The sequence below is a fragment of the Methanofervidicoccus abyssi genome, from assembly GCF_004310395.1.
Classification (GTDB): Archaea; AGJL01; Methanococci; order Methanococcales; family Methanococcaceae; genus Methanofervidicoccus; species Methanofervidicoccus abyssi.
On record NZ_BFAX01000004.1, the window covers coordinates 17,359 to 37,162 of the forward strand.

At 32.9% G+C, this 19,804-nt stretch carries 16 protein-coding genes and 1 pseudogene; 11 read left to right on the forward strand and 6 right to left on the reverse strand.

The annotated features are described in order from the left end of the window. Window positions 1-37 precede the first annotated feature (37 nt). From eif1A to MHHB_RS04510, 4 genes are all read left to right on the forward strand, one after another. The gene (gene eif1A, locus MHHB_RS04495; RefSeq protein WP_131007462.1) at window positions 38-340 is read left to right on the forward strand and encodes a translation initiation factor eIF-1A; all 303 of its coding nucleotides are present in this window, start codon (window positions 38-40) and stop codon (window positions 338-340) included. A gap of 12 nt (window positions 341-352) precedes the next feature. After that, window positions 353-1,186 carry a serine protein kinase RIO gene (locus MHHB_RS04500; RefSeq protein WP_131007464.1) on the forward strand — a complete coding sequence of 278 codons (834 nt, stop codon included), beginning with the start codon at window positions 353-355 and terminating at the stop codon, window positions 1,184-1,186. A 677-nt stretch (window positions 1,187-1,863) separates the two neighbouring features. Continuing rightward, window positions 1,864-3,018, forward strand: coding sequence for a GTPase (locus tag MHHB_RS04505; RefSeq protein WP_131007465.1), 1,155 nt, complete (start codon window positions 1,864-1,866; stop codon window positions 3,016-3,018). 91 nt (window positions 3,019-3,109) lie between these two features. Continuing rightward, window positions 3,110-3,691 (forward strand): FmdE family protein, encoded by a 582-nt coding sequence (locus tag MHHB_RS04510; protein WP_131007467.1) that lies wholly within the window; start codon window positions 3,110-3,112, stop codon window positions 3,689-3,691. Here the strand turns inward: MHHB_RS04510 and MHHB_RS04515 are convergent. Beyond that, complete coding sequence (locus tag MHHB_RS04515) at window positions 3,688-4,443, reverse strand: N-glycosylase/DNA lyase (RefSeq protein ID WP_131007469.1); 756 nt, start codon at window positions 4,441-4,443, stop codon at window positions 3,688-3,690. The two genes, MHHB_RS04510 and MHHB_RS04515, sit on opposite strands and share 4 nt — an antisense overlap. A gap of 635 nt (window positions 4,444-5,078) precedes the next feature. Here MHHB_RS04515 and MHHB_RS04520 point away from each other — a divergent pair. From MHHB_RS04520 to MHHB_RS04535, 4 genes are all read left to right on the forward strand, one after another. Then, on the forward strand, window positions 5,079-6,752 hold the full coding sequence (locus MHHB_RS04520; protein ID WP_131007471.1) for an ATP-binding cassette domain-containing protein: 1,674 nt from the start codon (window positions 5,079-5,081) through the stop codon (window positions 6,750-6,752). A gap of 478 nt (window positions 6,753-7,230) precedes the next feature. After that, the gene (locus tag MHHB_RS04525; RefSeq protein WP_131007473.1) at window positions 7,231-9,150 is read left to right on the forward strand and encodes an S-layer protein; all 1,920 of its coding nucleotides are present in this window, start codon (window positions 7,231-7,233) and stop codon (window positions 9,148-9,150) included. A 281-nt stretch (window positions 9,151-9,431) separates the two neighbouring features. Continuing rightward, window positions 9,432-11,330, forward strand: coding sequence for a CARDB domain-containing protein (locus MHHB_RS04530; protein WP_131007475.1), 1,899 nt, complete (start codon window positions 9,432-9,434; stop codon window positions 11,328-11,330). 113 nt (window positions 11,331-11,443) lie between these two features. Further along, window positions 11,444-12,373: an S-layer protein gene (locus MHHB_RS04535; protein WP_131007477.1), complete on the forward strand. Its 930-nt coding sequence runs from the start codon at window positions 11,444-11,446 to the stop codon at window positions 12,371-12,373. Window positions 12,374-12,824: 451 nt separating this feature from the next. Here the strand turns inward: MHHB_RS04535 and MHHB_RS04540 are convergent, their stop codons facing one another. Continuing rightward, window positions 12,825-14,549, reverse strand: a complete 1,725-nt coding sequence (locus tag MHHB_RS04540; RefSeq protein WP_131007479.1) for a DUF505 family protein — start codon at window positions 14,547-14,549, stop codon at window positions 12,825-12,827. Window positions 14,550-15,088: 539 nt separating this feature from the next. On the opposite strand from MHHB_RS04540, the gene MHHB_RS04545 reads away from it, so the two are divergent. After that, entirely contained in the window at window positions 15,089-16,231 is a 1,143-nt protein-coding gene (locus tag MHHB_RS04545; RefSeq protein WP_131007481.1) for a class I SAM-dependent rRNA methyltransferase, read from the forward strand. Window positions 16,232-16,761: 530 nt separating this feature from the next. Here MHHB_RS04545 and MHHB_RS04550 read toward each other — a convergent pair. Together MHHB_RS04550 and MHHB_RS04555 are read right to left on the reverse strand one after the other, a co-directional pair. After that, window positions 16,762-17,106 carry a DsrE/DsrF/TusD sulfur relay family protein gene (locus MHHB_RS04550; protein WP_131007483.1) on the reverse strand — a complete coding sequence of 115 codons (345 nt, stop codon included), beginning with the start codon at window positions 17,104-17,106 and terminating at the stop codon, window positions 16,762-16,764. A gap of 12 nt (window positions 17,107-17,118) precedes the next feature. Next, the gene (locus MHHB_RS04555) at window positions 17,119-17,331 is read right to left on the reverse strand and encodes a sulfurtransferase TusA family protein (RefSeq protein ID WP_192893835.1); all 213 of its coding nucleotides are present in this window, start codon (window positions 17,329-17,331) and stop codon (window positions 17,119-17,121) included. Between the two features lie 142 nt (window positions 17,332-17,473). Between MHHB_RS04555 and taw3 the strand changes: the two genes are divergently transcribed. Next, complete coding sequence (taw3, locus tag MHHB_RS04560) at window positions 17,474-18,055, forward strand: tRNA(Phe) 7-((3-amino-3-carboxypropyl)-4-demethylwyosine(37)-N(4))-methyltransferase Taw3 (RefSeq protein WP_192893824.1); 582 nt, start codon at window positions 17,474-17,476, stop codon at window positions 18,053-18,055. 413 nt (window positions 18,056-18,468) lie between these two features. Beyond that, on the forward strand, window positions 18,469-18,741 hold the full coding sequence (gene albA, locus MHHB_RS04565) for a DNA-binding protein Alba (RefSeq protein ID WP_131007487.1): 273 nt from the start codon (window positions 18,469-18,471) through the stop codon (window positions 18,739-18,741). A 3-nt stretch (window positions 18,742-18,744) separates the two neighbouring features. Here the strand turns inward: albA and MHHB_RS06635 are convergent. Both MHHB_RS06635 and hemC read right to left on the reverse strand, forming a co-directional pair. After that, window positions 18,745-18,972 (reverse strand): annotated as a pseudogene (locus MHHB_RS06635) (hydroxymethylbilane synthase); the annotation flags it as partial. A 15-nt stretch (window positions 18,973-18,987) separates the two neighbouring features. Then, on the reverse strand, window positions 18,988-19,650 hold the full coding sequence (hemC, locus tag MHHB_RS04570; RefSeq protein WP_326830420.1) for a hydroxymethylbilane synthase: 663 nt from the start codon (window positions 19,648-19,650) through the stop codon (window positions 18,988-18,990). Window positions 19,651-19,804: the final 154 nt, after the last annotated feature.

Genomic DNA, 19,804 nt, shown 5'->3' on the forward strand with positions numbered 1-19,804 from the left:
AAAGAATAAAAAGTATAAAAATTAAAGAGGTGGGACGTTGGAGAACCAGGAGGAAGTAGTTAGAGTTAGGATACCAAGAAAGGATCAGAACGAAATACTAGGAGTAATAGAACAGATGCTTGGAGCCAGTAGAGTAAGGGTAAGATGCGTAGATGGAAAGGTTAGGATGGGCAGGATTCCTGGAAAATTGAAAAGAAAGATATGGATAAAGGAAGGGGATATTGTTATAGTGTCTCCCTGGGAAGTACAGTCTGATAAAAAATGCGATATAATATGGAGATACACCAAGAGCCAAGTTAGTTGGTTAGAAAAAAAAGGATATCTAAAGGATCTCTACTAACGGGGGGATAGTATAGGGGGAAGAAAAAAATCCTTTGACAATAACCTAGAAGAGGAGATATACTTAGATAGAGAGTATCAGAAAGAGATAATAGAGAGGGAGAGGAAATTTTTAGAAGATTTAAAAACGGAAGATGGGGTATTTGATCGTAGGACTCTTTTAACACTTTACAGTTTACTCTGTGGGAAACACGTGGATAAATACGTAGGTATTATAAACTCTGGAAAGGAGTCTGCAGTTTTTTCTGCAGTTAAGGGAGATAAATACCTAGCTGTAAAGGTATACCGTGTTGCAACCTGTGATTTTAAAACCATGTGGAAGTATATCCAGGGAGATCCAAGATTCCATCTAAGTAGGAGTTCTACAAGAAAGATCATACATACATGGGTTGAGAAGGAGTTTAGAAATCTGAAGAGAGCAAATAACTACGTTAATAGTCCAAAGGCTATACTTAGAAGGGAGAATGTACTTCTTATGGAGTTAATATGTGATGACAACGGAATCCCATCTCCAAGGTTGAAGGATGCCCCAGATGTAGATTATGAAAAGATGTATCATAGAATAAGAAAGGATATGAAGATTTTATATAACGATGCCGAGTTGGTTCATGGAGACCTTTCCGAGTACAACATACTTGTTAAAGATGGAGAACCGTACTATATAGATTTTTCCCAGGGAGTTGTTGTTAGACATCCTCTATCTAAACCTCTGCTTATAAGGGACGTTAAGAATATCTGCAATTTCTTTAAAAAGAAAGGAATAGAATGTAACTATAAGGAGTTATATGAGTATATTACAGGGGAAGAAATTAATCCGGTAGATGAAGAGCTGGCAGAAGAGTATTAACAGTGTTTATCATTAAATTATTACCAACCGTTCTGATTACTCGCTACTTTTGGGACATATAAAACTAATCGTAGCGAGTAACCTTCCAGCCTTCTATCTTCATTGACTGGCTTTCGAGAGGAACGGTGACTCCCACATCTTCAGGGCAATTTAGAATCCTGCATCCATTAGGTCTTAGCCTACCTCTACATATCAGGTACACAGAAAAAGTACGAAGAGGATTAACGAAGATAATTATGTATGGAAAATATTTTAAATGTTTCGCTGTGCAATCTATAAAACAGCTCTTCTTGAGAAAAGTCCACACCTACCAGTGCTTGGAGGTATTTACAAAGAGAAACGTCAAACTTTTTTATGTATACTTCGGTCCCTGTAGGAGGTAATAAAGAACAATAATTATGATAGTAATAAGATAAAAATAAGGAAAAAACCAGTGTTTTAAAAATAAAAAATTCTTTTTACCGTGAATATAAATATAATTTCCCTTCCACCCATAAACAGAAAACATTCTCTGAGATAGAGATGTAGTTAATAATTTACTATTTTTATAATGTTTTGAAAAGAATAATCATTAATTCTAATATATTATTATATTAATTCTAATATATTATCAGGATTTCTAATGGAACTGTGATACTACAATATTCTAGAGTCAGAAATTTTAACGTTGGGGTACTATGAAAGGTAAAAAGATAAAGAAAGTTCCCACCAAAAAGATAGTTAATAAAATATTAGATGAGTGTGATGTTGTACTCTTTGTATTAGATGCCAGGAATCCAGAAGGTACTAGAAATAGAAAACTGGAAAAGATGATAAAGGAGAAGAATAAAAAGATTATATACGTTCTTAACAAGGCAGATTTAGTGCCTATAGAAATTCTAAAGAAATACAAGGAGAAAATTAAAGGAGAAAATCCTGAAAGTACTGTAGTATTTGTAAGTGCAAAGTATAGAAAAGGTACTAACATCCTCAGGGATGCTATTAAAAGATACCTATATTCTAATAATATCCGAGAAGGTAAGGTTGGGATCTTGGGATACCCCAACGTTGGAAAATCTTCGCTTATAAACAGTTTAACTGGTAGGAGAAGTGCCACTAGTGGCCTCGTTGCAGGACTTACAAAGGGAGAACAGTGGGTAAAACTAACAAAAAACATTAAATTATTAGACACTCCAGGTATAATAGAACCTAAGGAAGAAGATGAATTAGTAATATTAGGTGCTCTTAGATACGAAAAGATAAAAGATCCAGTTACTCCTGCAGTGAAGATACTTAGAAATGTGCATGCTTTCAACAAAGATGCTATTAAGAGACTCTACAGAGTAGATGTTGAAAATGTTCCAATAGACGAAAATACTCTAAGGGAAATAGGGAGGAAGTTGAACTACTTGGAAAAATGTGGAAATGTTGATATTACAAGAACTGCGAGAACTGTGATAAAGGATTACTTAGAGGGAAGGTTAAACTACTACAATGTGGAGTTAGAGAAATACGGCCAGGAGAGAGAGGATAATATCGAATTTATCACAAAATATCTAGATAGTTTCTTATTTGTTGAGGATGCTCATGGTATAGTTACTCACTTAAAGGATGTAGATGAGTTGAAGAAGTTAAAGGTTAAAAAACCTATACTTGGTTCCAAGGAGATAGGGGATACAGTGGTAGTTATATCCTTCGGAGAGAAATCATACGACAGTGGGAGGAAGAGAGTGGAGGAGTACGCTAAAAAGAATACCATAGATCTTTACTCTATTGATAAGGGTAAATGTGGTAGGAACAGAATAGTTGTAGGAGTGGGAGAGAAGAAAGATAAACAGAGAAATATACAATAATACAGTCGAGCACATAACATTTTAACTATTACGAATCTTCTGTTAGCATGGGTTCTATCTTAACTTCTTTAGTTATAACTAAGGTGATAGAATGGAAGAAGATCTCAACAAGGTAATAAAATTCCATGGACATTGCTGCCCGGGATTGGTAATAGGTTATAGGGTAGCAAAGTATGTTCTAAAAAATTTCAATAGATCCCAGGACGAGGAATTAGTAGCTATTGTGTATAATAACTCATGTAGTGTAGATGCTATACAATTTATACTCGGTTGTACCTTTGGAAAAGGTAATTTAATATTCAAAGATTATGGAAAACATGTTTATGTATTCTATTCCAAAGAGAATAAAAAAGGTATTAGAATATCCTTAAAAGGGGAAATTAGTGAAGAAATGAACGCTGTTAGAAACCGTATATTGAATACCAAGAAGGGGAGTAAAGATATAGACAATCTAAAGATGCAGAAAAAAGAATATATCGATAAATTACTGGCCCTACCTGAAGAAAGACTCTTCAACATGAGGGAGGTAGATATCCTAGAACCTAAGAGATCTAAAATATACCCATCTATTCAATGTGAAGAATGTGGGGAATACTTTATGGAGATCAAGGGGAGGATAATAAATGGGAAGATAGTTTGTATGGAATGTTTTGAAAGATTAATAGAGGATTAAACTAACTCTATCAACATCTTCACTTTTTGATATATATCTGTATCCAGAGACTTCAGAGGTTTTTTAACTTTCTCCCAATTCCCCAAGGCTGGCCAAAGTAGGGAATCTATATGGAGGGGAGGAACTCCACTATTTCGGGCAACTTCATTCCAAAATTTTAGTACGTCTCCTTTAGTAAATTTTGTGGAATATTTCTCTATTCTACTATCTTTTGGAATCTCTACAGAGTAGGGATAGGGAATAAATTTATTAAATACCATCCTACCTCCATATCCAAAGATCTTGACGGTAAATACTACAGTCTTAGAAGAACCTTTAGTATTCAATATCTTAGCAATAGAGTTTCTGAAGGTTTCCATGTTGTTATAGTAGTTTTTAAACTTTTCGAAGGATAGTGTATTTAGTAGACTTTTTAACCTATATATCCTCTTTATCTTACCTTCTAAAAATCTTCTATTACCCTTTGAGTTGGAGAGAAACCCAACATACTCTTCCAATATACTTCCAGATATATCTTCCCACGGATACTCTGAAAACTCCCTCCACCAGTTTTCTCCAGTAGTAGAGAGTTGATAGGACACTAAAGCGTTAAGTATTATCAATTTTAGAAATAATACATTGTTGTTCAATCTCTCTTTAAGGTGTCTTAGGTAGCTATACTGTAGATCTATTTTTTCTTCGATTGTTCTTGCAGATTCTATCCCTAAGGATCTTATAACACACTTCAATATGTTTATTTTATTGTTATCCATAATAACCACAATAAAAGATAATTCCTATCAAATCTTTTTTATCTCTTTTTTATCTTTTATTATGTTACTTCATTTATAATTATTTTTTATACACTCCATTCCTCATCAAACTTATTAAAAAATTAATAATATATATCATATTTTAAAAAATAAAAAGAAATAGATATTTTCTTCTCCATCCTAAATATTGGGAAGGTAAATTTTTCTTAAAGGATTAACACTGTTTTCTAAGTAACACTGTTAGATATTCTTTTGTATCAAACAGAATTAACTTTGATAAGAACTCGTTGTTAACATTTAAATAAGAATATTAGAAAACTCTATACCATATTCATCATTACAGTTTTAAGATATTGTTCTAGTTCCCATAATAGTTAAAAATAATAAGATAAATTCTCTATATTATATCCCAGTAGAATTTTCTATTTTGTTCCGGTGTTTAAAAACCCTTTGGATATCTAATGATTTTATTATATTATATTTATTATCTGGATTTTTAATATGGTATTTTTTATACAATAATTATTATTTATGGGATTCTTGACGAGAATTGTTTATTATAACCCTTTGTTTATATTTGTCCTGGTGAGAATGAGATTTTATAATAAAATCTAACTACTTTCAAAGGTGATACTATGGCAGAAGTGGTTGTTAAAAATCTCACTAAGAGATACGGTAGTAAAGTAGCCCTGAATAATATTTCTTTCACTGTTAAAAAAGGGGAGATATTAGGAGTGGTGGGAAAATCGGGAGCTGGAAAATCTACACTGATAAGAATACTCAGAGGGGTAGATAAGGATTATGAAGGGTATGTCGAAATACTTGGTAGAAGGGAGAACTTCAGGGAGGTTACAGCTATACACCTTCAGAGGAACTTTGCACTGTGGGCTGAACCAGCAATCCACAACATAATAAGGAAGTTATATGCTGTAAGGAATGACAGTGATGAGTCTCTACCTATGGAAGAGGAGTGGGAAGAGTACGAAAAAAAGGCCTTGGAAATATTGAAATTAGTTGGATTGGAACATAAAAAAGATGTATTTGCCAACGTATTAAGTGGGGGAGAGAAACAACGTCTAATACTAGGTAGGCAGATAGCTAAGATATACGAAAGAGGAGAAGGAGTGCTTCTTTTAGACGAACCTGCAACTATGGCCTGTCCAGCCTCAAAACAGATCCTCTTAGATGTCCTGAAGAATATAAACAGGAAGTTAAATATAACCATAATTATTACTTCTCATCTCCCCGAGATCCACAACTATCTCTGCCATAGATGTATACTACTAGAGGAAGGTAGGATAGTACTAGATGGAAAACCTAGAGAGGTAATAGAGAAATTCATGGAGAATATGTCACCTCCTTATATTAGAAAATCCACACCCAAAGATAAGACTATAATAGAGGTAAAAAATGTATGTAAAAGATACTTTGTAGTGCGGGGAGGGGAGACGTTGAATATGAGGAATATCTCTTTCCACGTGAAGGAGGGAGAGATACTCTCTATCATTGGGCCAAGTGGTGCAGGAAAATCTGTACTTCTAAGACTCCTTGCAGGGGTTGAAGCCCCAGATAGTGGAAGGATCGTTGTTGATGGTGTAGATCTAAGTGAATATGGATGGAAGAGAATAGAACTACGGAGGAAGATAGGAATACTACACCAGGAGTTCTCCCTCCCTCACTACTTAACAGTAGAAGATATGTTAAAGTATAGGGCTGGAATAAAGGGAGAGAAGGCCATAACCGCTGCCAAGTTAAAATCTGAGGAGTTAGGACTATCTCCAAAAGTTGTAGATGGGATTTACCAGTTAATAGATCTCCCTGAAGAAGAGATGAAAAGTAAACTTGAGAGGTTAGGACTATCCTACGATATTGTGAATATCCTGTTCCCTGCTCTTGTAGATGATGATTTCAACCCTAAGGAGATCCTTAAAACTCTAAACTTAGGTGAGGAGGTGCTAAATAAGACACCTATAGAATTGAGTGGTGGAGAAAAGGTTAGAGTAGCCCTTGCCTTACAACTGATAACGAAACCTAAAATACTCTTCCTAGATGAGCCTTTTGGAGATTTAGATCCCATCACATTAAGAGACGTTGCAAATTATCTAAAGAAGATAAACGACAAATATGGGACTACGATAGTGTTAATTAGCCATCATATACCACTGATAAAAGAAATAAGCGACAGAGTGATACTTATAGATAATGGAAAAGTAGAGATGGAAGGAGATGCGGAAGTTGTCTGTGATAGATTTATTGAGATAAGTAATTCAAGGTTTTTAGGAGAGAATCTAAAAATAAAACACAATTAAAAAATAAAAAAATAAAAAAGAGTAAAAACCTTGCCTGCATCACTTTTCTTAGGTGATATCTTTAAGGTTTTTTATTTTTTAAATTATCTTAGTCCTTATCATAAGAGATAAAAATAATAGCAATTATAATTAAAAAAATTTTATTATACTTAATATCTTAATTATAAATTTTATACCTCTCCTCTACTACTGAATATTCTTTTTAATTACTAATTTCAATACTAATTAATATCTCCTTCTGTGATATCCTGCCTATTTCTCTAAGGTACTTTTTAATAGCCAATATTTCTGTTTTTGCATTTCTCCTCCGAGTTTTTATAATAAATATTTTGTATTAACTACAAGTTTGTTCTAATTTTATGAATAATTATTCAATAACAGTCAAATTTATATGCTATTTATCGAATGATATTTCATTCGTGGGAATTAAACCCATATTATAACTATCCAAAAAATAAGGATGTAGGTAGGTGGGCGTATGAAGAAGAGTATATACCTATTCCTACTATTAGGTATAATGTCTTTAACAGTATGTTATGGAGAAATTAATAACTCACAAAACTACGGAGATGTCTTCTTTATACAATTTGCAGATATTCACCTATGTAATAACAGTGAAGTTAAGGAGATATTTGGAGGTAAATTACCTCCTGTAAATATAACAAAAGAGGCAGTTAATGAAGTAATAGGATTTAAACCTGATTTAGTTATACAGACTGGAGATATCGTAGCATTAGCAGGTAAGCATGATTTAGATACTGATGAAAGATGGTATAAATTGGTAAATACTACCATATATGCACCTATAAAGAAGGCAGGTATTCCATTCTTATATGCTCCTGGAAATCATGACCCAGCAGGACTCAAATTGAAAAATATAGAAAAATACGACCCTAGATATGGTGTTGGATTACTTCTAAAGTATTTATTAAGAGATAAAGGTACTACATACTACTCATATGACTATGGAAATTACCACTTTGTAATTATAGATCCAGTGGAAACAGAGGAAAGTGGATACAGAGCAGTTAGATTACCTAAAGAAGAGTTGGAATGGTTAAAAAGCGATTTAGCAAATAACAGTGATAAGTTCATCATCATAGCCTACCATCAACCATTGGGTTCCTGGGAAAATAAGTCCTATAATGAGTTTTTAGATATAATCTCTAAGTATAAAGGACATATACTACTCATTGCAGGGCACACTCATGACAACAGATTAATATATAGAAATGGAATTCCAGAATATCAGGGAGGTGCAGTTTGTGGGGATTGGTGGCAAACTGGTAAAACACCTGACGGTAATCCAATAGGATATGTTATATACTTCATAAAAAATGGTAATGTCTACAGATTCTACAAAGGTATCGGCTATACAGAGCAGATCAATTTACTCTCTCCAAGGAATGTTGTATTAAATGGCACAACTCCAATTGAATTGAATGTATATGACGGGAACAAAACTATAGTCAATATAACTTATAAGATAGATAATGGGAAATTGCATCCTCTTAACTTTACCTTGATCAATACTACAAAAATATGGTGGTACAACGCTAAGGGCAATATAGAAATAACTCCTAAACTACTGGATGACAGAAAACACAATATAACAATCATTGTTACAGCAAAAGATGGAAGTACCTTTAACAGAACATTCCATTACAAGTTCTCAAATAACCCCATTATGAAAATCTCTGAGATAACCAATGATACTAACTTTAAGGATTACTATGGATTATTTATTACGATAAATGGAACTATATTATCAGTTAAATACTATGGAAACTTACTTAAAATTACAGATGGTTCAGGGAATATAACTATATGGGCAGGAGACTGTAAACATGGTAACTTTGAAGTAGGACAAAAAGTGCTACTAAGAGGACAGATCACTCAATATAAAGGTACTAAGGAACTGAAGTTAATAAGAGGTTCCGATGTAAAGGTATATGGGTTTATTCCTTACCCAGATGTAGCTCCAGATATTAAATCAATAAAAATAAAAGAAATAGTACATAAAGCAAAATTAATAGTAGGTTCTAAGATAGATGCCAATCTGTCAGCAAAGGACTTAAAAACAACATTTGTTCTAACAAATAAACCTCTTGATATAGAAGAAGATTGTATCTTAATAGGAGGGCCGGTGGCAAACCCGATTGTGAAAAAATACTTAGAGATTTTTCCAGTAAAGGTAACTAACGAATACCCAGGGAAGCACAGAGGAGTAATAGAGGTGACAAAGATCAACGGCCATACTGTTATTCTCTTAGCAGGATCTGATATATGGGGTACCAAGGCTGCCGTGGAGTACTTCAAGACTCTTGAAGATATCCCTGAAGAGCCAATCTTTGTAGAGTGGAGAGATGGAAAGGCAGTTAAAATAAACAGACCTTAATTGATATTTTATTCTTTTTGTTCCTTTTAATATAATTTTAAAAATATTTTTTTAAGTCTTTAATATTATACGTTATTAAAATTAAACTTATAACCTATAAAACAAATATTATATGCTCGTATTTATACAAATACCGTTATTATATAACCAAAAATTATATATATAACTAAAAATTATAAGCATTAATGTATTCTAAATACCTACCAAAAATTATATATATAACTAAAAATTATAAGCATTAATGTATTCTAAATACCCTAAAATAGTAAGAGGTGAAATCTATGAAAAAAACCCTTATATTATTTCTACTGACTCTATTTGTAGGCACTGTTTCAGTATACGGACAACCAAACCTAGTAATAAAAGATATTACTACAACCACTCCAATATACAACAATACCCCGACTGATATAAACATAACAATAGCCAACGATGGTAATGCTAGCGTAGATACCACATTCGCAGTGCAAATAACCATTACAAATGCCTCAGGAGTGGTATATACTGATACACAAAATGTAGAAGATGGATTAAATGCTAATGACAGTAAAAACTTAACCTTCACTTGGACTCCTAACAACACTGGAGAATACAACATCACAGCAGTTGTAGACCCAAACGATGCCGTAAATGAATCAAATGAATATGATAACACCAAGACCAAAACCATCGAGGTATTACCTACACCAAACCTAGTAATAAAAAATATTACTACAACCACTCCAATATACACCAATAACCCAACTGAGATAAACATAACAATAGCCAACAATGGTACTGGTAACGTAACTACCACATTCCCAGTGCAAATAACCATTAAAAAAGATGATGCCTCAGGAAATGTGGTATATAATAAAACACAAAATGTAAACGGATTAAATGCGGGTGACAGTACAACCTTAACCTTCACCTGGACTCCTACCAACATTGGAAATTACACCATCATAGCAAAAGTAGATCCAGACAATACCGTAACTGAATCAAGTGATGATGATAACACCAACACCACAACCGTCACTGTATTACTTGCTAAACCAAACCTAGTAATAGAAAATATTACTACAACCACTCCAATATACACCAATAACCCAACTGAGATAAACATAACAATAGCCAACAATGGTGTTGCTGACGCAACTGACAAATTCGCAGTGCAAATAACCATTACAGATGCCTCAGGAAAGGAGGTATATACTAATAAAACAGATGTAAGCGGATTAAATGTGAATGAAAATAAAACCTTAACCTTCACCTGGACTCCTACCAACACTGGAAATTACACCATCACAGCAGTTGTAGATCCAGACAAAGCCGTAGATGAATTAAATGAAAGTGATAACAACTACACCACAACCGTCACTGTATTACTTGCTAAACCAAACCTAGTAATAGAAAATATTACTACAACCACTCCAATATACACCAATAACCCAACTGAGATAAACATAACAATAGCCAACAATGGTGTTGCTGACGCAACTACCACATTCCCAGTGGAAATAACCATTACAGATGCCTCAGGAAATACGGTATATACTGAAACAAATGTAAGCGGATTAAATGTGGGTGACAGTACAACCTTAACCTTCTACTGGATTCCTGGCAACACTGGAGAATACACCATCACAGCAGTTGTAGATCCAAACAATACCGTAGATGAATTAAATGAAAGTGATAACAACTACACCACAACCGTCACTGTAACTGTACCTACTATCGCTCTTAAAAAAGGATGGAATCTCCTATCAATACCCCACAGGGCAGACATAACCTTCAGTAATCCAGAAGCAGTAGTATCTATAATAACCTACTACAACAACACCTGGTATAGTGAATCTAACTTGGAACCACTCTACGGATACTACATCTACTGTAATAACGATACCATCATGACTATCAAATATATTATTCCAGAAGAACCTACAGCACCACCAGCAAGACCTGTATTCAAAGGTTGGAACCTCGTTGGAGTAAACCCTGCAGAATACGATATCGATGGAGTAAGACTAATGGACTTCGTACTCCCTGTAGAGGATTCATGGGTAATGATACTTGATCCAGAAAATAATGCCCTCTATACTAAGTATGATAATATATCCAGTATAGTACTTCATCCTTATGATGCATATTGGATGTATTGTAAAGAAAATGATATATTGGCAGGAAGAAGTTTGTATTAATTCATTAGCATAATATTTATCTACCTTTTTTAATAATATTTATCTACTTTTTTTTAGATTTTTAAAATAATAACCTATATAGTTACCCATAATTCTATATAGGAGTGGGATTTATGAAAAACACTACAAAAATATACATATTAGTCTTTGCTTTAAGTCTTCTATTGGCAAATTGTAGTTTAGCCAGTGATACTACTACACCACCTCAATTACCTGCCCAATACTATGGAAAGGTTATTTCGCCAACTCCATTAAGTGGATATATTGTAGCAAAAATAGGGAATGAATCTTATGGTTCCATACCTCTAGTGAATAATACATTTGGAGGCCCTACTTATTTAGATGAAAAGTTATTGGTATATGCACCGGGACAGGATGGTGCAGAGGTTACTTTTTATTTAAATGGTAGTATCCTACTTAACTCTTCTGATACTATATATTATAAGGCAGGAGACATTAGAAATGTTACCTTATATTATAATGCAGAAAACATTAGAAATGTTACCTTATCAAGTAGCACATCATCAGGATCAGAAAGTACAAGTAGCACATCATCAGGAAGTAGTATATCATCCTCAGGAGGAGGCGGGTCCTCAGTATTTAAAAATCCTTACCCAGATGTAGCTCCAGACATTAAATCAATAAAAATAAAAGAAATAGTACATAAAGCAAAATTAATAGTAGGTTCTAATATAGATGTCAATCTGTCAGCAAAGGACTTAAAAACAACATTTGTTCTAACAAATAAACCTCTCGATATAGAAGAAGATTGTATCTTAATAGGAGGGCCGGTGGCAAACCCGATTGTGAAAAAATACTTAGAGATTTTTCCAGTAAAGGTAACTAACGAATACCCAGGGAAGCACAGAGGAGTAATAGAGGTGACAAAGATCAACGGCCATACAGTTATTCTCTTAGCAGGTTCCGACAGATGGGGTACCAAGGCTGCCGTGGAGTACTTCAAGACCCTTGAAGATATTCCTGAAGAGCCAATCTTTGTAGAGTGGAGAGATGGAAAGGTAGTTAAAATAAACAGACCTTAATAATTAATATTTTTTTTTATTTTTTAATATTTTTATTTTTAAAGATTATTGACAGATATTTTTAAGTTCTTTTCAGGAACCAAGGATATATAAAACTGAGGAGCTTTAATCTAAATATATTTTAATGAAATGTTATCTACTCCTGCGGTGGATTTTGCTTTAAGTATTGTACTGATTCTTCTATTTTTTGCAATCTTTACAAATTTTTCTTTTAGGATTTTCCTAAATAACGATTATAAAGTTAAATATATAATATATATAATTTAGTTACATTTAAACGGAATAAAAACTTTTATTACAAAGAATCCATTAAAAATGTTATAAAAATAGGTACTGTTAAAAACAACTTATTAATATCATAGCTGATCTATCTGATACACAATTAGAAAAATCTTCAAAAGAAGAGATTAGATTAATAATAAAAAAATTAAAAAGGATTTGTTTAACACCTCTATGAAGTTTTAAAGAACTCTATATAGGATTCTACTAATTTAATCCCTCCACTTGTAAGACCTTTTTTACCGATTAATCCCACATTTTTTAAAATAACTAAACTTTTCTTAATTTCATCTATGGTTAAAGGCAGTAGTTTTGCCAGTAGTATAATTTCATTTTCTTTGTGTTGGCCAATTTCTTTTTTCTCTTTCCATATTTTGTCAAAGTCTTTTTTATTATTGTATATTGCTAATAGGATATTAAAGGTGGTTGGAGTTATTGCAAACTTTGTTGATAGTAATTCCTGGACCTTTGCCATCTCAATAGCTTCTTTAACACCTTCCCCAAGTTCTGTTAATATAATCATTTTATTTTGCAATTCTTTAATTAATCCCTTTGATTCCCCTTCGTTTAATGCCTTAATGATAGCTTCTTCATCACCACCAACATCTTTTTGTATTAACTCAACAAGTTCATCTCTGTGTAGGTATCTCTTTACAGGTAGGTTTATTAAAGCAGATATATCGTATTTAGTTAAATAAGGCTTTCTTTTAATGGATTTAGATAGTTTTAAAAGGAAACTACCCTTATCAGTAATACCTCTCTGTACTATCTTTTCTTCCTTACCTTTAATTACCCATTGGGCAATAGGGGTATCATTATACTCAGGATATGTTATAGATTTCATCCCATCTGTAGTTACAACTCCTAATTCCTTAACCTTCTCTCCAAATTCTGTCATCCAATAGGTATCCTTATTTTTGATAACCTCTCTTTTTATCAATTCCTTAAACTCTAATGTATGGAGGATTTCTCCTAAATTTTCAATACCACTTCTTTTTTTGATTTCCTTGTAAGTAGGTAGGATTTCTGGATTAGTTTCATACTTCTCTTTGATAATTTCAATAGTCTTTAACACTTTAATCTCTTCTTCTAGTATATATATAGGAGTAATTTCCCTATACTCTTTACCTATTTCATTGTAGGTATTAACCATGGCGTGTCCCAACTCTGTGATCTCTTCCTCTGTACAGAAACCACTGTCTATCATTTCCTCAGTGTAATTACCTCCTTTCAGTGCCTCGAGATCTTCCTCTCTAAGTATTAATGCCCTACTCAATCTTGGAACCATGGAAGCGATTTTTAATACCTCATTTAATGCTTTTGTTGTGGCAAAAGCCTTACCTGCTTCAGTTTTAGGGGATATATTTAACAACCTCATAGCTTGTAGAGCATTTAATATATTATCTCCCTGCTTTTTAGTGTTTTTATATGTTATTAATTCATCATAGAGTCCGATCTTAGGCATGTCTCTTACAAAGTCCAATATATCTGGAGTCAAATAAACTACAGGATGGGATTCTTTATACACTTCTAAGATCCCCTTACCTACATCAGTTAATCCATTAGAATCTGCCAAATGTCTTTCTACCAATAAATTCTTCCAATCTTCTGGAACATATCCAGTTTTATCTAATAGATCCATAATTTTGATTATTTCGGAATTTAGGAATACATCGGGAATGTCTTCTATAGGTAGATTTTCAACCAATTCAGCCATCTTTTTACCAACATTGGTAAAAATTATATCATTTCCAGTTAATTCAACAAAACCTAAAATGAAAAGTTCCAATATCCTTACATCAAACTCTTCGGGTAATTTACTTTTTATCATGTCTTTATCATGGGTGTTTTCGCTTATTAGTTTTAATATTTCCAAATGTCTCTTTTTTAAAAACACCTTATCACCATATATAACAATTATATTAGTACTGTTTTGAATTATTCAGTTTATTTGAAGTTCTATATATATACTTTTCGGTATTTATATTTAAAAGATTAAAAACAGTTAAAAGATAATATCCCCTTAATAACAATAGATTTTGATATCATAAGCACTCTAACCACTTCTGAATAAACAAAAATAATTATATGGGAGTTTTTTTCCAGAAGTTCTATTACTTTCTCCTTATACGAAAAAATACAAAGAAGTAAAACCTTATCATTACTTTCCTTAACAACAATCTAGTTAGGGGCTTGAAGTATTTTTTTTCTTTTGTATCTACCTAGATTCAGGAGAGTGATTTTGCAATATTAGGAGTCTCCTATTTAAGAGAAAATGGAGTTTATACGTTTTAGAACCATACAAAATTTATATATTGTAAATATTAATAACCCTCTAAGAATAATATTAATATATTTGTTATTAGTCCCATTTTATAAAAGAATAGTAATTTTATACTAATCTCTAAATTATCTTTAGGTGATAATATTTCAAATATAAAAATTAGCATAGATAAGAGGGCCTATAACTCAATATTGAATTTTTCAAGAATAATTTACAAAAATGCCATTATAAACAAGGAGGACATACCTGAGAAAGATGATATAGTGTATCTATATTACAAAAATAAATTTATAGCACAGGCCCTATATGTTAAAGGGAGTCCCTGTATAAAGATATTAACATTAAAAAAAGAGGATATTGATAGAGATTTCTTCTACAGGAGGATAAAGAGAGCTATCGAATATAGGGAGAAATTTCTTGGTTTTAAAAACACCTACAGGATGATATATGCAGAAGGCGACTATCTACCATGTATAGTGCTAGACAGATACAACAATATAGGTTCTATGCAGATCTCTTCTAAGGTTATGGAAAAGTATGCACCAGTAATATACGAATGTGTGGAGGAACTTGCAGGTATCACTACCTTATATATCCAAGGAGCTAAGAAGGGAGACAGAATAAAACCGAGAATACTTGGGGATAGAAATAACGTAGAGACTATTATAGAAGAAGGAAGGGGAAGGTTCAAGGTAAATGTTAGTGGGCATAAAACTGGTTTCTTTTTGGATCAAAGAGATAACAGAATAGATATCGAGAAATATGTTAGAGAGGGAGATAGAGTATTGGACGTATGTTGCTATACAGGTGGCTTTGCTGTGCACTGTGGAGTAATGGGTGCAGAAGTGTGGGGGATAGATATATCGAAGAAAGCCTTGGAAGTTGCAGAGGAAAATATGGAGTTAAACGATATCAAGGACTATCATCTTATACATGGGAATGCCTTTGATATAATGAGGGAGTTAATAGAAGATGGAGAATCTTTTGACATTGTAATACTAGATCCCCCATCTTTTACAAAAACCTCCAAAGATGTTAAAAATGCTTTAAGGGCCTACAACACCCTTAACTACTTAGCCTTAAAACTCTGTAGAAGGATGTTAGTTACATGTTCCTGCTCCCACCACATAGACAGGGAGACTTTTAAGAATACAGTGGTATCATCTTCCCTAAGGGCTAAAAGAGAGATTAAGCAGATCGGAGGTTATAGAACTCAATCTCCAGATCATGTAATTACTATGGCCAATAAAAATTTGGAGTATCTAAAATGTCTATTTTTTGCTGTAGAATGTTAAAAAATTGTTAAACACTTAACAACCAGAGAAAAATCTCGGTATCGAGATATGAAGCAAGTTGTTGTTATAAGTTATGAACAAAACTATCTATACCAAACAAAAACCCTAAGAATCTCGAATAACAATTATAAAAACCTTAATAAAATAATTATACACTAGGCAATTGAGAATCTTAAATAGAAAATAACAATTATTTAAAGAAAAAGAATAATTAAAATAAAAAAATATAGTTTTTTTAAAAAGTAGGACATTCCTTATCCTTACACCGTACTGGGTTCTGGGAAACTAAAAGTGGGATTTCAGTAATTCTTCTTAAGGGTTTTTTTTTACTTTTTCCTGTTATTTTTTATTTTATAATATTTTCTACTTATATCTTTAATAAGGTTATATTCATGAGGTAAATATACTATTAAAAATAAGGAAAAGTTTTTAAAATAAAAAACTCCTATTCATTCCAATATTAGAGAAAAGGTATATATCCGAAATCTCTAACTATAACTTTAATTTTATCTGTTATTACAATCTAAGCATTAGAAGGTAATAATCTTATCACTCTCCTTTACAAAATTCACTAAGTCATGCATTGTACCTAGTACCACTCCATCTATAAGATCTTCTTCCCTTAAACCCCTCGCTTTACAACAAGGACCACAGGCCTTTACAATCGCCCCAGATTCTATACAGTTTTTTAAGTATTCCATGTAGTTTGGGACCTCAGAGGGATTTTGAGAATTCTTCGCCACGTAGACACCGTCTTCTAGAAGGAATATATTTACATCTATACCTTCTAACAGGGAGGTAAGGGCAAATCTAAGAGCCGAATATGCTCTTTCATGGCCATAAGGAGCTGTGGTGATTATCACCGTAAACTTCAATATATCACCTATTTACTTCTCTATTACAATTTTAAAAGTATCTCCAGAATCCTCGATGGATACTACTTTATAACCATTGGTTTCAGCGAATCTTTTAATATTCTCCAGGGCAGGTTTGTAATCTCCTATTACAGTTAATCTCTCACCTTCTGGTAATTCCTCCAACGCTTTCTTTGTTTTCAACACAGGCATTGGACATATGAGGCCACGGACGTCTAACTCCATTATTTCCACCTTATATCTCCTTACATCATAGAATAAAGAACTTTTTACAGGGTAATTAATGGGATAATGTTATATAAACATTTCTATTAGATATTCTAATATCTAAATTATGATATAAATAAAATTAATATAAAGTGTTATCATGTTCCAGGAAGATAAAGAGAAAGCCTTAAAGAAGTTGAAGAATGCTTTAGAGAAAGGCCTCGTAGATAAAGGTATAATATATCTACTTGAGAGAATAAACGAGATGGAAGATTACTACACAACTAGTTCTTGTATCGGGAGATGTGGTATAATGGAGTTTCCAAAAGGTAAAAATCCCAAGGTACATTCAAGATGGCTTGGAAAGTGGCACCACTATGGAGATGAGAGAGATTTATTTGAAGCCTTAGAGAGAAGATCTAAAGATTTTGGGATGTTAGTTTTTATAATGAACTCCCCCATACTCCACGTGGCCTCCAGAAATATCCCTGCTGCGAAGAGACTCCTGGATCTCGCTATTCACAACGGTTTAAAAGCTTCTTCTATAAAGTCTATAACGGATAAGAGGGTTATGGTAGAGATATTGAGTACCTATAGAATAGATGCACCAATTGGTATAGATGGGCGTATCCTAGCAGATAAGAATTACCTCAAGATGTTATTGGAGGTTGGGAATGTTAAATTAAAAAAATCGAGAGAGTTATTTTATAGGTTTTATAGGACGTTGGAAAATATATCATAATTAGAATGTTAGAATTATGACTGTTGATAATCCCAATACAAAACTTTTTAAATTAAATAACTATTAAAAAAGTATGATTATTATAAGAAATATAAAATTATTAAAAAAAATAAAAATATTAAACTCTGTAATAAAGAATATAAATTTATGACAAAAGAATAAAGTATAACTACCCCTGGACTACATCAAAGATTCCTATTAAATCTTTTCTTAAGAGAGTTTTTTTACATTTTTCTGGTTATTTCTTTTATTATTATTGTTAATTTTAATTATTATTTTTGGAATTTATTGCCCTCTACTATTCCGCACCTACCTTATCAACAATAAGTTAACATAACCTTAAATAACAATCTATAAATATTATTACAGTATATTACTATCTCCATACTTTAAAAAGAATATGAGGGACTACTATGATGGGTACAGTATTTGTTGGTAAAAAAAGTATTATGAACTATGTCCTTGCAGTAATCACTCAATTCAACGTAGAGAACGTAGACAAGGTAGTGATAAAAGCTAGAGGTAAGGCGATAAGTAAGGCTGTAGATGTAGAAGAGATGGTAAGAAATAGATTCCTACCTAATGTTAAAGTGGAAGAGGTTAGATTAGGAACTGATAAGGTAAAAAATGAGGATGGTAGGACAGTCAATGTTTCAACTATCGAAATAGTACTTTCAAAAGAGTAAAATCTAACTTTCTATACACTCCTTTAATCTATCACCTACGTATTTTGCCAACCTCTTAGCACCTTTTATATCTCCTATATCACAGCTGATCCTACTTTCTTCTGATAGAATTCTCCTTTTTTCCAGATCTACAACACTACAGATAAGATGAAGTTCTCTACTCTCCCTGCAATACCTTGCAAGAGCTCCAAAGGGAGCCTGACAACCTCCCCCATAAGTTCTCAGTGCCCATCTCTCTGCAGTAGATTATAAATAAGTTTTACTATCGTTTATCTTTTTAAGTAGTTTTATGATCTCTCTGTCTCCCTTCCTGGCAGCCACTCCTATAACACCCTGAGCTGGTGCAGGAGGAATATCCAATTTCTTGTAATTCAGGTTTAAGGTATCTAGATCTATTTTAAGTCTCCTTAAACCTGCTTCAGCCACAACTATTCCCTGATATTTTCCTTCCATTAATTTTTTCAATCTAGTGTCTATGTTTCCTCTTAAAGAGACTATTTTCATCTTTGGATACTTCAGAGAGAGGAAGGCTCTTCTTCTAACACTAGAAGTGCCCACTACGACGCTACTCTCTATATCCACGTTCCTGTTGTACACTATTACATCGTAGTAACTTTCTCGTTGTGGGGTTGCAGCTATAGTGAGATCTTCGTTCCACAGCGTAGGTACATCCTTTAGACTGTGAACTGCAATATCTATCTCATGTTCTAACATCTTAATATCCAATTCCTTGGTAAATACTCCTAATCCCAACTGAGATATAGAAACTCTCTGATCTACATCTCCTTTCGTTTTCACTATCTTTATTTCAACCTCTAAATCTTCATCTATTTTTTCCAGGAGATTCTTTATGTAGTAAGTTTGGGCTAAAGCCAGTTTACTTCCCCTACTACCTATTACCAACTTCAAGGTTTTCACCTTAAACAGATTCCATTAAAATCATCAAAATAGTTTATTTACTTTTAATATCTTATCCTGTGAAAGTTCATGATCTCTATCTTTTATGTATTTACTTCTTTTTTATAAAGAGTGTGTTTAACATCACAACTTCAAGATTTATAAT